Here is a 17528-nt window from a genome sequence, read left to right on the forward strand (position 1 = left end):
TCCGACGAGACGCTATCGCTTGCGCACTGCCGCCTGGGCCGCCGCCAGCTTGGCAATAGGGACGCGGAACGGAGAGCAGGACACATAGTCCAGGCCAACCGTTTCGCAGAAGTGGATCGACGCCGGGTCGCCACCATGCTCGCCACAGATGCCGAGTTTGATGTCGGGGCGCGTCTTGCGGCCCTTTTCGGCAGCCAGTTCCACAAGTTCGCCAACGCCTTCGATGTCGATCGACACGAACGGGTCCTGATCGATGATGCCCTTCTGCCGATAGACCTCGAGGAACGAGGCTGCGTCGTCGCGTGAGATGCCGAAGGTGGTCTGCGTCAGGTCGTTGGTGCCAAAGGAAAAGAACTCGGCCGTTTCTGCGATGACATGGGCGCGGATCGCCGCTCGCGGCAGCTCGATCATCGTCCCGATCAGGTATTCGAACTTGACGCCGGTTTCTTCCATCACGCTTTGGGCAACCGCATCAATGCGGGCCTTGACGTAATCGAGCTCCTTCTTGAGACCGACCAGCGGCACCATGACTTCCGGCACGACCAGCTTGCCAGCCTTGCGGCCCGCTTCCACGGCGGCCTCGAAGATGGCGCGCGCCTGCATCTCGGCGATCTCGGGATAAGAGACGGCCAAGCGGCAGCCACGATGACCCAGCATGGGGTTGAACTCGTGCAGGGCTTCCGTGCGCTGGCGCAGCTTGTCTGCCGCGACCTGCATGGCGTCGGCAACCTCGGCGATCTCTTCCTCGGTCTTGGGCAGGAATTCGTGCAGCGGCGGGTCCAGCAACCGGATCGTGACCGGCAAGCCGGCCATGATTTCGAACAGCTCAAGAAAATCCGAACGCTGCATGGGCAACAGCTTGGCAAGTGCCGCGCGGCGGCCCTTTTCGGTATCGGCGAGGATCATTTCGCGCATGGCAACAATGCGGTCGCCATCGAAGAACATATGTTCGGTGCGACAAAGCCCTATGCCTTCGGCACCGAATGAACGCGCCATACGGGCGTCCGCCGGCGTTTCGGCGTTGGTTCGCACCTTCATGCGGCGTGTCTTGTCAGCCCACTCCATGATGGATGCGAAATCGCCCGAAAGCTCAGGCTGCAGCATCGGCACAGCACCCTTTAGAACCTGGCCGGACCCGCCATCGATGGTGATGATATCTCCCTTGCGGAAGGTCTTGCCCATGGCGATCAAGATGCCGTTCTTGTGGTCGACCCGCAAGGAACCGACGCCAGAGACGCAGGGCTTGCCCATGCCGCGGGCAACGACAGCCGCGTGGCTGGTCATGCCGCCACGCGTCGTCAGGATGCCTTGCGAGGCATGCATGCCGTGGATGTCTTCAGGGCTGGTTTCGACGCGCACGAGAATGACCTTGCGCCCTGCCGATTTCATCTCTTCGGCTTCGTCGGACGTGAACACGATTTCGCCCGTCGCGGCGCCGGGCGATGCAGGCAAGCCAATACCGATCACGTCGCGTTCGGCCTTCGGGTCGATTGTCGGGTGCAGCAACTGGTCAAGCGAAGCCGGGTCGATGCGATCGACGGCTTCGGCCTGTGTAATCAGGCCCTCATTGGCCATGTCCACCGCCACCTTGAGCGCCGCCTTGGCGGTACGCTTGCCGGACCGGGTCTGCAGCATCCACAACTTGCCGCGCTCGATGGTGAATTCGAGGTCCTGCATGTCGCGGTAGTGGTTTTCGAGACGCCGCGAGATTTCGACAAATGCGTCGAACGCTTCAGGCATCAGCTTCTCAAGCGATGGCTTGTCGGAACCGGCAGCGATCCTCGCCTTCTCCGTGATGTTCTGCGGAGTGCGAATGCCTGCCACGACGTCTTCGCCCTGGGCATTGACCAGGAACTCGCCATAAAGCGCCTTCTCACCGGTCGAGGGATTGCGAGTGAACGCAACGCCGGTGGCGGAGGTGTCGCCCATGTTGCCGAACACCATGGCCTGCACGTTGACGGCGGTGCCCCAATTTTCGGGGATATCGTGCAGCCGCCGGTAGGTGATGGCGCGGGCGTTCATCCAGCTCGAAAACACAGCGCCGATGGCGCCCCACAATTGCTCGCGCGGGTCTTGCGGGAACGGCGCGCCAAGTTCTTCCTCGACCTTGGCCTTGTAGAGCGCGATGACCTGCTGCCATTGGATAGCGGTCAGTTCGGTGTCGAGTTCATGGCCGAGGCTCGCCTTTTGATCCTCAAGGATTTCCTCGAACATCTCGTGGTCGAGATCCAGCACCACGTTCGAATACATCTGGATGAAGCGGCGATAGCTGTCATAGGCGAAACGCGCATCACCGGCATCGGCGGCAAGCGCTTCGACCGTCTCGTCGTTGAGGCCAAGATTGAGCACCGTGTCCATCATGCCCGGCATGGAGGCGCGCGCACCGGAGCGCACGGAGACCAGCAGAAGCTTGGCGGGATCACCGAAACGACGGCCGGTGATGCGGCTGATGTGCTCCAGCGCGCTATCGATCTCGGCTTCCAGCGCTTGCGGATAGGAGCGCCCGTTGGCGTAGTACCAGTTGCAAAGCTCAGTGGTGATGGTGAACCCCGGAGGCACCGGTAGGCCGAGGCTGCACATTTCGGCAAGATTGGCGCCCTTGCCGCCGAGCAAAGCCTTATCGCCAGCGCGGCCTTCGGCCGCTCCGTCACCAAAGGTGTACACCCACTTCGTCATTCCTGGTCCCCAACATTCGGAGATTGACTAGGCCCCTGATCGGGGCTGGATGCGGGGAGCGATAAGGTGCCGGAGCCTGAAACGCAAGCGTTCGCTGCCGCACAGAAGAGCTACAATCGATTAAAGACGGGCTGAAGGCCTAGCCGCAGACATTCCTATGAATTTCCACGCGCAAACAATGGGATAGCAAACCTCTACAAGATTACGAATCGCCCGCTCACACATTGAAACGGACAATTGTCCGCTCTTGCGCTTGCTCTTCGCCTCTGGAAGAAATAGAACATAATAAGAACAAACGAGGTTACCATGAGACAGACAGGGAAACTCGACTATCTTGAAATGCCTGCAACCGGGGGTTCGCTGGACAGCGTCAAGGCATTCTACAGCGCGGCGTTTTCGTGGTCGTTCACCGACTACGGACCAGACTATTCGGCATTCAGCGAAGGGCTGGATGGCGGCTTCCACACGAACGCGGCGGAAGGATCGGCAAAGCCGTTGCCGGTGCTCTACAGTGAAAACCTGGAAGAAACGCTTTCCGGCGTCAAGAATGCAGGTGGGCGGATCGTAAAGCCGATTTTTTCATTTCCGGGCGGGCGACGCTTTCATTTCACCGACCCCGCCGGCAATGAACTTGCGGTGTGGGGCATCTAGGCAGCTTCTTCGTCCTGAAAAAGCGGCGACATAGATGGCAGCGCCGGATTGTGCTTTTCACCGGCACTGCCTATAAGGCCGCTCTGTTCGACTCTACGCGTCGGCTTTTGGGGCGTCGCCAAGCGGTAAGGCATCGGTTTTTGGTACCGACATTCCCAGGTTCGAATCCTGGCGCCCCAGCCAACTTTCAATTTCACTGCCGGCGAATTTGAGCTCAACTGCTGGTAGCGGGAATTGCCGGCCAAGACGCTTGCTTGTGGCGTGGTGGCAATTGGAAGCCGAAGCGGATAACGTTTGCCGGTAACGTCTCTGTATCCGGTTTCCCGTGGCGCAGCCTGCGACGGAACACGCTAGCTTGCCAGACGAAACCATCCTTGAATGCGCATGCCTTGTTGTGAACACGCCTAGCGACTACCGCGAGTCGCAGCAGGCATAGCCAAAGTTGAAATGGGGCCTCGGCCCATCATTTTCATACGCGTACTCGAACATCGCATGAATTCATGGGAGGGCAGGTTTGGACAACGCAGTAGGCAACGAAATCGACCTACGTGACGTGCTTTCAAGGCTTTGGCGGGGCAAACTTACAATACTCGCGACTACCGCCCTTGCCGCTCTCATCGGCGCCGGGGCGTACTATGCCTCGCCGAATGTCTACCAGTCCGAATCGACCATCTATCCAATCACTCAAAGCGAATACGCAGGGTACATTGACCTGCTGGCGCGAAGCGCCTTGCCCGATCTCAACACCGTGGATAGCGAGACAGATCCCGTGTTGGGATCAGCGTTTCCCTACACGCGCGACAGCCTTTTTCAGGAATTCACCACCTACCTACAATCGCCAGGGCATCTCATCTTGGCAGCGCAGGAAAGCGGCGTGGCGAGAGACGAAGGACAAAAGGATACGTCAGAAGCCGCCGCCCTCGCTTTTGCGCGTACCGTGAGGTTCACACCCGCGACGGACAAGAAACCCAGTTTCGAAATGCGCGTGAGGGGAAGCGACAGAGAAGCCGTCAACAAGTTTGTTGCATGGAGCCTCGAAAACGCAGGGCTTGAGGTCGCGAAAACAATCCGCGAAGCCACAATGGGCAAGATTGCAGCCGGTGCAAAAATTCGCGGCGACGCCATCGCCAAATTGCGGGTCGAGATCGATGCACGCAGGAACCAGCAGGAAAAAGCTCGCAAGGACGAAGCCATCATGGTCGCGGAGCAGGCCAAGATCGCAGAGACCCTTGGCATCAAGGACCCTGTTACGGTTCCCTCATCGGTTGCTCCCGGGCAAACTTTTACCGTTCCTTCAACCCAGGTGATATCCGGCGAACAGCCAATGTATCTCCAGGGCAGCCGTGCGCTCGAGGAACAGATCAATCTTCTCAACACCCGCAGCGACAACGATCCATTTATCACCCAACTGCGGGATCTCGAGCGGCAGATCTACCAATTGGAAAACAACAAGGACAGCGAGCGTCTCACCCAGCTTCTGAATGAGTCGCCCCTGAGCGACCCGGCAACGGCTCCGATTGCAGATTACAGCGTCATCGGCGCCAGCGCAGAGAAGGTGTTTCCCAATATCAGCATCTTCTTGGGCGGCGCGGTGCTTCTTGGTCTCCTTTTGGGCTCTATGATCGTGCTGCTTCGGGTAGACCGAAGCTGAGGTACGACAGATTCGAGCGTCTAAGGACCAAATACGCTAGGGTTTTTGTGCCTCCGTAAGAACTTTTCCAATCGCTTCGATCGATTTCTGCATTTCGCCCGGTGTTAGTGTTGGGTGGACGAGAAACATCAGACTCGTCTCACCCAATTCACGCGCTACCCGCAATGGCAAGCTTGGACGCCAGGTTGTGTTATCGAATGCCCGCTCAAGATAAACCTCCGAGCATGAGCCTTGATAGCAAGGAACGCCGCAAGCGACGATCTCGTTGACGATTCGATCTCGAGACCAACCGTCAGCCAGATTTTCCGGTCGGACATATGCGTAGTATTTGTAATAGGCGTGTCGCGAATCGTTACCCAGTTCAGGACGCCCATACGGCGACGGTATTCGCACCGGACCGTTTTCATGCGCGAAAGCTGCCAGTGCTCTATGAAGGACTGCGGCGTTGGCTTCGCGTGCCGTGGACCAGTCACTCATTCTTCCTACCTGTACCCGGCCAATTGCCGCTTGCATTTCTGTCATGCGCCAATTTGTGCCGAAGCTTTCATGCAGCCAGCGAAAGCCTGGCGGGTGCGCACGTTCGAAAACAGCTTCCCAACTCTTGCCGTGTTCCTTGAAAGACCACATCCGGGACCATAGGTCGGCATCGTTGGTTGTGACCATGCCGCCCTCGCCGCCGGTAGTGATGATTTTGTCCTGACAGAATGACCAGGCACCTATGTGCCCGATCGTTCCGACCGAACGGCCCTTGTAGCGCGCTCCATGAGCCTGGGCACAATCTTCAATGACCTTGAATCCATTCTGCTCTGCGAGTTCCATGATCGGATCCATATCGCAGGGCCAGCCCGCCAGATGCACCGGAATTACCGCCCTTGTGCGCGCAGAGAGCACCGCTGCAATCGTCGCCGCTGTAATATTGCCGGTGTCCCTGTCCACATCTGCAAATACAGGTGTCGCCCCTGCATTCACAACGCACGACACCGAAGCGAGAAATGTGCGTGGGGTGACGACAACTTCATCTCCTGGACCGATGTCCAGCGCGCGAAGCGCGATATCTAATGCAACCGTGCCGTTGGCGAGCGCAATAGCATGACTTGATCCACACCATTGCGCGAACTCGCGCTCAAAACTTCGACATTCATCGCCGGTCCAATAGTTCACGCGGTTGGAGCGAAGCACATTCGAGACGGCATCAACCTCTTCTTCGGAGAAGGACGGCCATGGGGAGAACGGAGTATTGAGCACTTTTTCAACCGTTAGAGATGCGTTTCAACGAGTCTGGCGGGAACACCGACATAGGTCCGTGCAGGCGCAAGGTCAGACACGACAGCCGCACCTACACCTACTATGGCATCGTCACCTATTGTAATGCCCTGGCGTACCGAACAACCTGTGCCCAGCCAGACCTTTGACCCGACCGTGACGCTACCCGAAAGTGTCACCCCTGGCGCAACATGGCTGGCGGCACCGATCACGCAGTCATGATCGATCCGCGCGCCTGTATTGATGATGGCAGCATTAGCCACCTTTGCACCGATGTTGATAACGGCGGCAGGAGCAACGAAAACCCCATCATCGATTTGCGCACGACGGCTTATTACGGAAGCTGGGTGGATTATCGAGGGCACCTGGAAACCGAGATCCACCAGAAGAAGAAAAAGCTCTTGCCTGACGGTATTGTTTCCAACCGCAGCGATTGCTTGCGGCCACTTCCGCAGCAGTTGGCCTGCCATGGGAATCGGACCCAGAAGAGGAAACGGGCTAGCGAAGCTTTCCGCTTGGGGAGAATCGTCGAGAAAGGCAATTTCTTCGTAACCGCAGTCGGAAGCGGCGTCAGCAACGACCCTGCCATGGCCACCGCATCCCAAAACCAGAAGCGATTTCCTCATTGTCTGCCGGCACCATTTCGGCTGCTACCGGTGAAACGCGGCATGGTGGCCTCACCTCCGGCGGAAATGCCGGCTCGCCCAAGAACCTTTGCCAAGGTAAGCGCCATGATCTTCATATCTAGCCACATGGACATGTTATCTACGTACCACACGTCAAAGGCAAATTTCTCTTCCCAGGAAATTGCATTGCGGCCATTTACCTGCGCCCAGCCAGTGATGCCCGGCTGCACCTCATGCCGTCTCGCCTGATCGGGTGAATATAGCGGCAGGTACTCCATCAACAACGGTCGTGGGCCGACAAGACTCATGTCTCCCTTCAGCACATTCCATAGTTCCGGCAATTCATCGAGGCTGGTTGAACGCAGGAAGCGACCAAAAGATGTCAGCCTCTCGGCATCCGCAAGCAACTTGCCGTCCTTATCGCGTGCCTCTCGCATTGTCCGGAACTTGACCATCATAAACGGCTTGCCGCCTTTTCCAGGCCGAAGTTGAGAAAAGAAGATCGGGCTGCCAAGTCGCAACCGAACAAAAAGCATTACCGATAGGCAAACAGGGATCAGCAGAACCAGCAAGATCGCTGAAGCAACAATATCAAATGAACGTTTCATAAAGGAACAACCGATTCAACAAACCATGTTCAAGTAATGAAAGTGATCCATCGCACTTTTGCTGCTGACTCCCGCGGGTTGTGGGCGCTGCCTCAAGTGGCTCCGCTATAGACGCAGATCGCTGTCGGTAACACCGAGCATCCCCTTGATATCAAAAAGCACGCCGTTCGGCTTGACGTAGCCGCGTATGCCGCCGGCACCCATATCGCGGAACTCATCATGCGAGACTGCTACGATTACCCCGTCATAACCCGCAGCCAATGGCTCCGGGGCTAGGTGCAAGCCATATTCCTTCTCGACTTCTTCGCCATCCGCCCAAGGGTCATGAATGGATACCTCCATCCCGTAGTCCGATAGTTCGCGGACGACGTCGACCACCTTTGTGTTGCGTATGTCGGGGCAATTTTCCTTGAAGGTGATGCCAAGCACCAAAACGCGGGCACGAGACGCATCGATGCCTTTTGAAATGAGGGCCCGTACAAACCTTGAGGCGACCAGTTCCCCCATCAAATCGTTGATGCGGCGCCCGGCCATGATGATCTCGGGGTGATGGCCCACCTCTTGCGCCTTGTGGGTAAGGTAGTACGGATCGACGCCAATGCAGTGACCACCCACAAGGCCGGGACGAAACGGGAGAAAATTCCATTTCGTGCCGGCAGCTTCCAGAACGCTCATCGTGTCGATGCCCAGCTTCTGGAACAGCGTCGCAAGTTCATTGACGAGCGCAATGTTTACGTCGCGTTGCGTGTTTTCGATGACTTTGGCAGCCTCGGCGACCCGGATCGAGGGCGCACGATAGGTGCCGGCGGTGACGACTGCGGCATAGACCGCGTTGACCAGGTCAGCAGTTTTCTGCGTGGAGCCGGAGGTTACTTTGACGATCTTGTCGATGGTATGAAGCTTGTCACCCGGGTTCACGCGTTCCGGGCTATACCCGGCGAAGAAATCGGTATTGAAGCGCAGGCCGGATACTTGTTCGATGACTGGAACGCACTCCTCCTCCGTAACGCCGGGATAGACGGTCGATTCGAACACGACCGTATCGCCGGCCGAAATCACCTTGCCAACCGTCGCACACGCCGCCTTGAGCAAACGCAAGTCGGGTCGTTTGGCGGCGTCGATGGGAGTTGGCACTGTGACAATATAAAAATTGCAGGCGCGCAGGTCATCAAGAGCGTCGCTGAAGGAAAGCGTCGTACCACGCAGTTCGCTTTCAGTGACTTCGAGGGTACGGTCGTGCGCGTTCCGCAACTCCGCAATACGCTTGGCGCTTATGTCGAACCCGGTGACCGGAAAGCGCTTGGCAAGCAGTACAGCTAGAGGCAGGCCGACATATCCCAACCCAATGACACCAATTCGGATATTGTCGAGAATCACCACAATCAAAGCTCCAGTCGTCGAAAAAGTGATCGTTTTCTAGCCCATTCCGTTCCCCGCGCAACGAAAACCCTTTTCGTGCTTCCATCACAAATGTTAACCGAAGGCCTCGTAGCTGCTGTTCCCATGATCGATTCCATTCGGCCACCAAGCCGTGCCCCACACCAATGTCGCGTATTTCTGCTCGGCAGCTTCGCCCATTCAATCGTAACCTTGCGCATGCCGCTTATCCGAAAGATCAGGGCACTGGGCGGACATGTGGCGGTCGGCGCACCTATGGCTCAGTTCTCTCAAGAGCATCTCGCGCTTCTTGAGGACGCAGGTGTTCCCGTTCACGACGTTCCCGTGGATCGTCACGCAGTGATGAACCCGGTTGATGAGCTGAACTACGTTCGCCGGGTCAGGGCCGTGGCTCGCCTGGAGCGTGCGAACGTATTCATTCCCTACACGATCAAGCCGGTCGTATTCGGCACATTCGGCGCACGGCTGGCGGGTGTCGGGCGCATCATGCCGATGGTCACCGGCCTCGGGTCGGTCTTTATCGAAAAGACACCATCAATGCGCGCCCGATTTGTTCGCGGCGCTGCAGTCGGCCTCTATCGCACGGCCTTCAAATTTGCCGATACGGTCTATTTCCAAAACCCCGACGACATCAGTGATCTTAGAAAACTTGGCGCGCTTGGCCAATCCACGCGGGTCGATATCCTGGCGGGCTCCGGCATAGACATAGAGCAATTCGCTGAAGTCCCCTTGCCTGGGACATCCGGTGGCAGGCCAAGATTCCTGATGGTGTCACGGCTTCTCGCCGACAAGGGACTTCGGGAATTCGCCGAGGCGGCCCGCGTCGTCAAATCCCGCCACCCGCAAGTGGAGTTCGCGCTGGTTGGCCCGGCAGATACCAATCCAACCGCTGTTCCAATTGAGGAAGTCAGGAGTTGGAGCTGGATAAGTCATACGCCATGGATGGACGACGTCAGGCCGGCGCTTGCGGAATGCTCGGTCTACGTGCTGCCCTCCTACCGGGAGGGCACGCCTCGCAGCGTCCTGGAGGCCATGGCGACGGGGCGCCCCATCATCAGCACAGATGCGCCCGGATGCCGCGAACCGGTAGAGGAAGGCATCAATGGTTTCCTGGCGCCGCCGCGTACCGTGGAGCCGCTCGTGCTGGCGATGGAGCGCTTCATAGACCATCCGCGCCTCGTTGCGGAAATGGGCGCGGCCAGCCGCCGGATTGCCTGCGAAAAATATGATTCCCGGTTCGTCTACGACCCGATGCTCAGACGAATGGGGCTGCTGCATGAATAGGCGGTCTGTTGCAGCTCAGGCTTGAAGCAGTTCAAGTGGATTTCAAACCCCATACCCTGTGGTAACGTTCCACCATATTTTCTAGCGAAAATTCGTTCAGGATCCTCTGCCTCGCGGCGCGACTGCGTGATTGCCACTGCTTGGCATCAGTCCGTTCGCGCAGCGCCTCCACAATGGCTTCTGCGAGCCGCTCGGGATCGCGAGGCGGCACTACCCAACCGGTATTCCCTACGATCAACGCAGCATCGCCGACATCAGTGACGACACAAGGCGTGCCGCACGCCATCGCCTCGGCGACTACGTTCGGGAAGGCCTCGCTTCTGGAAGAGAGTACATGAAGGTCGAGCGCATTCATGATCGCAGGAATGTCGCCACGCCGACCGAGCAGACGAACAGCCCCCTGCAACCCGTGATCCTTGATCTGGGCAACAAGGGCGGCGTTGTCGTCTGAACAGCCCGTTCCGGCAAGCAAGAGGCTCGCGCCCGGAAAATGGCCGAAAACTCGCGCAAATGCTGCAAGGAGCGTCGGGTGATCCTTGTCAGGGTGCCAGCGTCCGACGAAACCGACGACGGGAAGTTGTGTTCCTATCCCGAACTCTTGCCGGATTGCCGCACCTGCCGTTTCATCTGGTGCAAATTTTCCGGTCTCATAGCCATTGGGCACCACCACGAACTTTGATGGATCGTAGCCATACTCTTCATGAACAAGGCGCGCGTTCTCGGCGCAGGCCACGATATGGGAAGGGATGCTTGCGGAAAGCCAGCCGCATAGCCGATTCACCAGAAGCGTGCTTTTTCCCGTCGTGCCGGGAACGAGATCGGCGTGACGTATCCCCCAAACAACGTTGCCACATCCGGCCAACCGTGCCGCCAGACCGCCCACGAGATTGGCGTGATACATCCAAGTCTGAACAACATCCGGTTTGAACCGACGCAGCATCCCATACAACCGAATAATGGCAGCTAGTGTAAGACGGCCTCGCGCCAACCCTAGGCAATGGGTCTCAACGTCTGCCTCTCGAAGCATGGGCGCATATTTGCCCTCCGGCCCGAGCGCAACGACGATGTGACGGTAGCCCGGCTGTGGAAAGGTGCAGAGCCGATACAAAACAGCCTCAGCCCCCCCATCAGCAAGACCGGTAATCAAATGGACCACACATGTCACACTTGCGCTCCACAATCCAATTCACGCCTGCTTCATTATACAGATTCATACTTATTACTTCCCAAATTTATATCATTAATAACGACCATAAGCCCTCTTACTAAAAAATAAGAGATCAAAATTTGCCTGAATATCGCAATAATGTTCTCCATTGAGTTTCGATATATAAACGCGCCGCACAAAACACCAAAAATAATCAATAATATCCTCGATGATCCATTTATTTTAGAAGACAAACTATTTACACATATAATAAACAGTGCGTATAAAAAAGCGAATGCGATTACGCAATATATACTACCGATGCTGTATGCCTGCCCGATATAGCTATATGCAATACCATAGCCGAGGTCGACACCAAGAAAATCCTGAAATTGCACATTCCACTCAGAGCTGCGTACTCCGAATACAGACGGCACAAAAAGCACCTGCCCAATTACCCCCCTAATAAGATGCGCGAAACTATAACTAAATCCATCTCCGATCACGATCTCAAGCGTATTGTGAATCACAAACGGCTCGAATGACTTTACCATAGCGATTTGATTTGCCTCCGATAATGGATTTATATCTGGAAATGCGCCACCAAATTTTACCCAATTATACAATGCTTTTGCATTAAATACTGTTATGTACAATATTATTGCTAATACAATAAATCTTATATTAAATATTATTTTTAATATCCTTCTTTGTCTGAAATTCAAAACAAGCAAAGATAATATAATAAATACCGGTATTCCTCTGTCACCAGCCACGACAATCATTATCGTCATTACAGCGAATAATGCCGAGATAACGTATCTCTTCACACTTAAAGACGCTATGAACCCAAGTGCCACAACCCACGACCAGATTAACTTTGGAACAGCAACACGTGTGCTACCTCCGATCTGTCGTTCCCCCAAAAAATACAACGGACTATCCTGTAAAGCGATATAAGCATATATAATAACTGCGATTATCATCGCAGCTCTCGCAAACTCTGCGTATTTAACCCTGTTTAACGGGACCACTTCCCTGGAACTAGGAGAAATCAGCAGCACCGCCATAAAGACAAGCCAGAAAACCAGATGTGCGGCGATCACCAGTTCGGAAGCGGGCAGCAGCGCGCCTCCCTGCTCATACGCAAAAGTGAGGCCGACAAAAGATGGCACAGAATAGGCCGTCAAACCAATAAGGCTGATGCCGACTATGGAGAAGGCACCGTACTTTGCCATCCCCAGCGTGGTCGTCGACAGGGCAACGAGCCAAAGCGCAATCTGATACATTCATCAACCCGATCAGGTAGCCAGACGCTCATTTCCCTGCATGACAGACGGCCCTATACCACCTTCTACCGCGCATTACGCAGCCTCCAAAACACCAACACAATAAGGTTAACGCAGGATATTCCACCGACCACGCTGAATAACGCGACAGTCAGGAGATCATTGGAGAAGTACCTCACGCCGATCGCCAAAGCGGCCGCCCGCGCTGCGAGTGTACAAACAGTGTGGACGAGGAATATTTTCTGCATTCCGAGAACTGAAGTCGCGCCAATGCAAGGCCTGTTCACCAGCATAAAATATAACCACAACGCCAGCCAACTGGCGTAGTCTCCGGCACGCGCCCACTCCGCTCCGAAAACGAGCGCAAAAACCTGCGGACCAAAAAAGAAAACGAATGCGAACGGCGGCAAACCGACGATGGCCAGTCCGCCAACAACCCTCAGGAACGTTGCTTCAAGCGCCATTCCCTGCAGTGAATGAGACCGGAACAACGGATAGAACACGTTGTCCACGCTCTTGCCGATCAGTGAGACTGGCGCCTGCAACGCGAGCGCGGCGAGTGCATAGAAGCCCGCTGATGCAGAGCCCACAGTGCCGCCCAGCACAAGTACCGGCAAACCTTCCGACACCGCGCTGACAACCATCTGCGGGGCGCGGTATATTGGAAAATCGCGATGCAGCCTGGCAACTCGCCACAACTCGGCGGTCAACCATTTCCGCGCGCGTACGACTCGGATCACGCCGCCCAGCTTGCCGGTTAGCATTCTCGCGTAAACCAGCGGTCCTGCCGTGGCAACGGCGATCAGGCTGCTGCCCGTCGGGCTGAGGAACGCAAGCCCACAACGCGCAATGTTGATGTAGATCGCCTGCCATACTGCGACCTTTGCGATGAAGCGAAACCTTTCCTCACGGATTGCCCAATTGTACGCGACCTGTTGCAGACTGGTAAAAAAAACCGAAAGAGGAACGAGCATTATAAGGAGCCCGAACCCGCTTACATCGAAGAAGGTTTCAATATCTCTATATAGAAGCACGATCAGCAGAAACATGACGCTGGACGACATGAATGCGGACAGGATCGAGATTATCGAAAGCGTGACCGAATCCTCGCGGCTTTCCGGTAGGACAATCGCAATCGGGTATCCCAGCGAGGCCAAGGGAGCGGCTATAGCAACGATTGACGCGAACATCCCGTGTACGCCCATGGCCACAGGGTCGTATAGGCGCGTGAGTATCGGTATGAATATCAGCCAGACGCTCTGCGCGGCGGCCGTTCCGCCTGCCATGGTTACGACATTGCGTACGAAAGGCCTTGCCAGGAGACCACGAAAACCTTTCACTGGATCCTACGTTCCAAAGTCACTCGTTTGGGCGCAATCAATGCACCAGCACCCATGCGTCGATATTCGGATGCGCACCCTCAGCCTCACCTATGGCGTCGCGCAAGTACCTGATTCCATTCATGCCCTCGAAATATCCTGAGGCAGGATTCCAAGCAAATACTGACCGTATTCGTTCTTCTCCATCAGCTTGCCGCGCGCAGCGAGTTCGTCAGCGCTGAGCCAGCCATTGGCAAAGCCGATCTCTTCAAGGCAGGCGATCTTGTGGCCCTGGCGCGCCTCGATGGTCTGCACGAAATGTCCGGCTTCGAGCATGCTTTCATGCGTTCCGCTATCCAGCCAGGCAAAGCCTCGGCCGAGCAATTCCACCTGAAGGTCACCCCGTTCCAGATAGGCCTCGATCACGCTGGTGATCTCCAGTTCGCCTCGCGGCGACGGGCGCACGTCGCGGGCAATGTCGACAACGTCCTTGTCGAAAAAATAAAGTCCGGTAATGGCGAAGCGGCTTTTCGGCTGCTTGGGCTTTTCCTCAACGGACAGCACCTTCCCTTCCGAATCGAACTCAACCACCCCAAAGCGGGCGGGATCCTTGACCTGATAGCCGAAGATCGTGGCGCCTTGCGGGCGAAGCGAAGCGGCGCGCAGCTTTTCGGTCAGGCCGTGCCCGTAGAACACGTTGTCGCCAAGAACCAGGCAGGCAGGATCGCCGCCGAGAAAATCCGCACCGATCACAAACGCCTGCGCCAGCCCCTCCGGCCTTGGCTGTGCGGCATACTGGATGCGAGCGCCAAACTGGCTGCCGTCTCCAAGCAGGCGCTGGAATGCGGGACCGTCTTCCGGCGTGGTGATGATCAGGATGTCGCGAATGCCCGCCAGCATCAGCACCGACAACGGGTAGTAGATCAACGGCTTGTCGTAGACAGGCAAAAGCTGCTTCGAGACGCCGATTGTCAGCGGCCACAACCTTGAGCCCGTGCCACCCGCCAGAACGATACCCTTGAAGTTCATGCAGCCTTCTCCAGTTCCTGCAAAATGCGGGCAAGCCCTGCACGCCAGTCCGGTCGTTCTATCCCGAAAGCCGTCGTCAATGAAGCGCAGTCCAGTCTCGAATTCGCAGGCCGGCGCGCGGGCGTCGGATAGGCCGAGGTGGGAATATCGCGAACCGCACAATTTAGTTTCGACTGGCGGAAAATCTCGCGCGCAAATTCTGCCCAGGAAACATCCGGCGCGCCGGCGAAATGAAAGATACCGCCATTGCCCGATCGTTCCTTCATGGCTCGCGCCATCGTCAGCAATGTAGAGGCAATATCGGCGGCAGGTGTCGGTCCGCCAATCTGGTCAGCCACCACATCAAGGGCATCTCGCTGCGCGCCAAGGCGCAACATCGTTTTCACGAAGTTGCTGCCATGGGCTGAAAAAACCCACGAGGTCCGCAGGATCGCATGGGAGCCGCCGGCGGCGACAACACCGTTTTCGCCTGCCAGTTTGGTCCGTCCATAGGCGTTGAGCGGGTTCGTCATTTCATCCGTCTTGCGTGGCTCGGAGCCGCTTCCGTCGAACACGTAATCGGTCGAGATGTGCAGGAACGGTTTGTGCTTTCCCGCAGCAGCACGCGCCATTGCGGCCGGTGCGTCGGCGTTGACAAGGCGCGCCAGTTCTTCTTCGGTTTCGGCGCGATCCACAGCCGTGTAGGCAGCGGCGTTGATGACCACATCGGCGTCACTTTGGCCGATGATTACTGCACAACCGTCCGGGTCGCTAAGGTCAGCCTCAGCGCGCCCGAGACACAGCATCTCCCATCCATCAGGACATTGGCGCCGCAATTCTTGCGCGACTTGCCCGCTGCGGCCGAACACCAGCAATTTCACGCGCGCAATCCCAGCCGCGCGCCAACGCCAGACCGGTCCTGGAGCGCACGCCACCATGGCTCATTGTCAAGGTACCAGGCTACTGTTAGCGCGAGCCCTTCCTCCAGTGTTACCGACGGGCGCCAGCCCAACTCGGAACGAATCCGCTGCGGATCGATCGCGTAGCGCGCATCGTGCCCCGGCCTGTCGGTAACAAAGGTGATCTGGTTGGCGTATTGCGCAGCCTTTGGTCGTTTCGCGTCAAGCAATGCACATATGCTGGTGACGATATCGATGTTTCGCGCCTCGTTCTCGCCGCCGATATTATAGCTGCGACCCGGAACGCCATTCGATAGAACCGTCAGCAAGGCATCGGCGTGGTCCTCGACATAGAGCCAATCGCGCACGTTCTCGCCCTTGCCATAGACGGGGATCGGCTTGCCGGCCAGTGCGTTCAGGATCACGACCGGTATGAGCTTTTCCGGGAAGTGGTATGGGCCGTAATTGTTGGAGCAATTGGTGAGCAAAACCGGAAGGCCGTAGGTTTCTCCCCAGGCCCGTACGAGGTGGTCGCTTGATGCCTTCGACGCAGAATAGGGCGAATTGGGCGAATAGGGAGTGTCCTCCGTAAACTTGCCTTCCGAGCCAAGACTGCCATAGACCTCGTCGGTCGATACGTGGTGAAAGCGAAAGCTTTCCGGCCGCCCGGCCCCGTGCCAATAGCGCCTTGCCGCTTCCAGCAAGGTGCAGGTGCCGGTGACGTTGGTTTCGATAAAGGTAGTCGGGCCGTCAATTGAGCGGTCAACATGGCTTTCCGCCGCAAGGTGCAAAACCGCATCCGGCCTGTGGGCGGTAAAAATGCGATCAAGCGCCGCCCGATCACGGATGTCGGCATGTTCGAAGGCATAGTGCTGGCTTTCGGCGACGCTGGCAACGTTGTCCAGGCATGCGGCGTAGGTCAGCGCATCCAGATTTACGACATCGTGACCGCGAGCGATCGCGAGCCTCACCACCGCAGAGCCGATAAATCCCGCCCCGCCGGTTACCAAGAGCTTCATTGGCTATTCTCCACGTCAAACGGGCTTTCAAAAGCGGACAGAGGTTGGGCTGCCATATCCTTTTGCGACAATACCGGCGGACCTGATAGTCCCCAGTCAATGCCGGCGCTGTCCCAAAGCACTGTACCATCGCATTCCGGCGCATAGTGATCCGTACACTTGTAAACGACTTCGGTGTCGTCCTCGCGCGTGACGAAGCCGTGAAGGAAACCTGCTGGGATCCACAACTGCCGGCCATTTTCGAAACTCAGTTCCGCTCCGAACCATTGTCCGAAGGTTCGGCTGCCGCGCCTTATGTCTACAGCCACGTCGAAAAGGCTGCCACGCCCGCATCGCACCAACTTGCCCTGGGCATGGGGGGGAGATTGGAAATGAAGTCCCCGCAAGGTTCCGGCGCGCTTGGACAATGAATGATTGTCCTGAACGAACTCGGGCAGATCTACCCCATGTTCACGCAGAGCACGCCTGTTCCAGCTCTCGCTGAAAAAGCCACGCTCGTCGGCGAACCGCCGCGGCGTCAGCACCAGCAGTCCATCTATCGGTGTCTTTTCAACTAGCAAGCCGTGCTCCTTTTGGGTCGACGCTGCCGGATATGTGGCCGGCACGACAAGTCCCCTTTTCGTACAAGCCCCGCCGACATGAGGGTAACCGACACCAACCGGGCCAGATCAACGGGCCTGACCTCGAATA

The 17528-nt window shown here is 56.9% G+C and carries 15 protein-coding genes and 1 tRNA gene; 4 read left to right on the forward strand and 12 right to left on the reverse strand.

Annotated features, from left to right (window positions below):
* Positions 1-12: 12 nt before the first annotated feature.
* Positions 13-2676, reverse strand: a complete 2664-nt coding sequence (gene ppdK / locus ACODTY_RS07035) for a pyruvate, phosphate dikinase (protein ID WP_488993581.1) — start codon at positions 2674-2676, stop codon at positions 13-15.
* Between the two features lie 306 nt (positions 2677-2982).
* On the opposite strand from ppdK, the gene ACODTY_RS07040 reads away from it, so the two are divergent.
* The 3 genes from ACODTY_RS07040 to ACODTY_RS07050 all read left to right on the forward strand — a co-directional run bounded on the left by ACODTY_RS07040 (position 2983) and on the right by ACODTY_RS07050 (position 4978).
* A complete protein-coding gene (locus ACODTY_RS07040) occupies positions 2983-3327 on the forward strand; it encodes a VOC family protein (RefSeq protein ID WP_488993582.1) in 345 nt (114 codons plus the stop codon).
* 108 nt (positions 3328-3435) lie between these two features.
* A tRNA-Gln gene (locus ACODTY_RS07045) sits at positions 3436-3510 on the forward strand.
* A 331-nt stretch (positions 3511-3841) separates the two neighbouring features.
* Positions 3842-4978, forward strand: a complete 1137-nt coding sequence (locus ACODTY_RS07050; RefSeq protein WP_488993583.1) for a Wzz/FepE/Etk N-terminal domain-containing protein — start codon at positions 3842-3844, stop codon at positions 4976-4978.
* A 36-nt stretch (positions 4979-5014) separates the two neighbouring features.
* On the opposite strand, the gene ACODTY_RS07055 is transcribed toward ACODTY_RS07050, so the two are convergent.
* The 4 genes from ACODTY_RS07055 to ACODTY_RS07070 all read right to left on the reverse strand — a co-directional run bounded on the left by ACODTY_RS07055 (position 5015) and on the right by ACODTY_RS07070 (position 8852).
* Positions 5015-6223 (reverse strand): DegT/DnrJ/EryC1/StrS family aminotransferase, encoded by a 1209-nt coding sequence (locus tag ACODTY_RS07055; protein WP_488993584.1) that lies wholly within the window; start codon positions 6221-6223, stop codon positions 5015-5017.
* A gap of 11 nt (positions 6224-6234) precedes the next feature.
* On the reverse strand, positions 6235-6867 hold the full coding sequence (locus ACODTY_RS07060; RefSeq protein WP_488993585.1) for an acetyltransferase: 633 nt from the start codon (positions 6865-6867) through the stop codon (positions 6235-6237).
* Complete coding sequence (locus tag ACODTY_RS07065) at positions 6864-7475, reverse strand: sugar transferase (protein ID WP_488993586.1); 612 nt, start codon at positions 7473-7475, stop codon at positions 6864-6866. Before ACODTY_RS07065 ends, ACODTY_RS07060 begins: the two co-directional genes overlap by 4 nt.
* Before the next feature lie 105 nt (positions 7476-7580).
* On the reverse strand, positions 7581-8852 hold the full coding sequence (locus ACODTY_RS07070) for a nucleotide sugar dehydrogenase (protein ID WP_488993710.1): 1272 nt from the start codon (positions 8850-8852) through the stop codon (positions 7581-7583).
* Positions 8853-9128: 276 nt separating this feature from the next.
* On the opposite strand from ACODTY_RS07070, the gene ACODTY_RS07075 reads away from it, so the two are divergent.
* The gene (locus ACODTY_RS07075; protein ID WP_488993587.1) at positions 9129-10157 is read left to right on the forward strand and encodes a glycosyltransferase family 4 protein; all 1029 of its coding nucleotides are present in this window, start codon (positions 9129-9131) and stop codon (positions 10155-10157) included.
* A gap of 31 nt (positions 10158-10188) precedes the next feature.
* On the opposite strand, the gene ACODTY_RS07080 is transcribed toward ACODTY_RS07075, so the two are convergent.
* The 7 genes from ACODTY_RS07080 to rfbC all read right to left on the reverse strand — a co-directional run bounded on the left by ACODTY_RS07080 (position 10189) and on the right by rfbC (position 17398).
* The gene (locus ACODTY_RS07080; protein WP_488993588.1) at positions 10189-11322 is read right to left on the reverse strand and encodes a glycosyltransferase family 4 protein; all 1134 of its coding nucleotides are present in this window, start codon (positions 11320-11322) and stop codon (positions 10189-10191) included.
* Between the two features lie 35 nt (positions 11323-11357).
* A complete protein-coding gene (locus ACODTY_RS07085) occupies positions 11358-12593 on the reverse strand; it encodes a hypothetical protein (RefSeq protein WP_488993589.1) in 1236 nt (411 codons plus the stop codon).
* 65 nt (positions 12594-12658) lie between these two features.
* A complete protein-coding gene (locus tag ACODTY_RS07090; RefSeq protein WP_488993590.1) occupies positions 12659-13933 on the reverse strand; it encodes an oligosaccharide flippase family protein in 1275 nt (424 codons plus the stop codon).
* A gap of 120 nt (positions 13934-14053) precedes the next feature.
* Entirely contained in the window at positions 14054-14941 is an 888-nt protein-coding gene (gene rfbA / locus ACODTY_RS07095; protein ID WP_488993591.1) for a glucose-1-phosphate thymidylyltransferase RfbA, read from the reverse strand.
* A complete protein-coding gene (gene rfbD, locus ACODTY_RS07100; protein ID WP_488993592.1) occupies positions 14938-15801 on the reverse strand; it encodes a dTDP-4-dehydrorhamnose reductase in 864 nt (287 codons plus the stop codon). The genes rfbA and rfbD overlap by 4 nt, the downstream gene beginning before the upstream one ends.
* Complete coding sequence (gene rfbB / locus ACODTY_RS07105) at positions 15798-16838, reverse strand: dTDP-glucose 4,6-dehydratase (protein ID WP_488993593.1); 1041 nt, start codon at positions 16836-16838, stop codon at positions 15798-15800. The genes rfbD and rfbB overlap by 4 nt, the downstream gene beginning before the upstream one ends.
* Positions 16835-17398 carry a dTDP-4-dehydrorhamnose 3,5-epimerase gene (gene rfbC, locus ACODTY_RS07110; RefSeq protein ID WP_488993594.1) on the reverse strand — a complete coding sequence of 188 codons (564 nt, stop codon included), beginning with the start codon at positions 17396-17398 and terminating at the stop codon, positions 16835-16837. Before rfbC ends, rfbB begins: the two co-directional genes overlap by 4 nt.
* Positions 17399-17528: the final 130 nt, after the last annotated feature.

It is taken from the genome of Mesorhizobium sp. FG116, assembly GCF_057809835.1.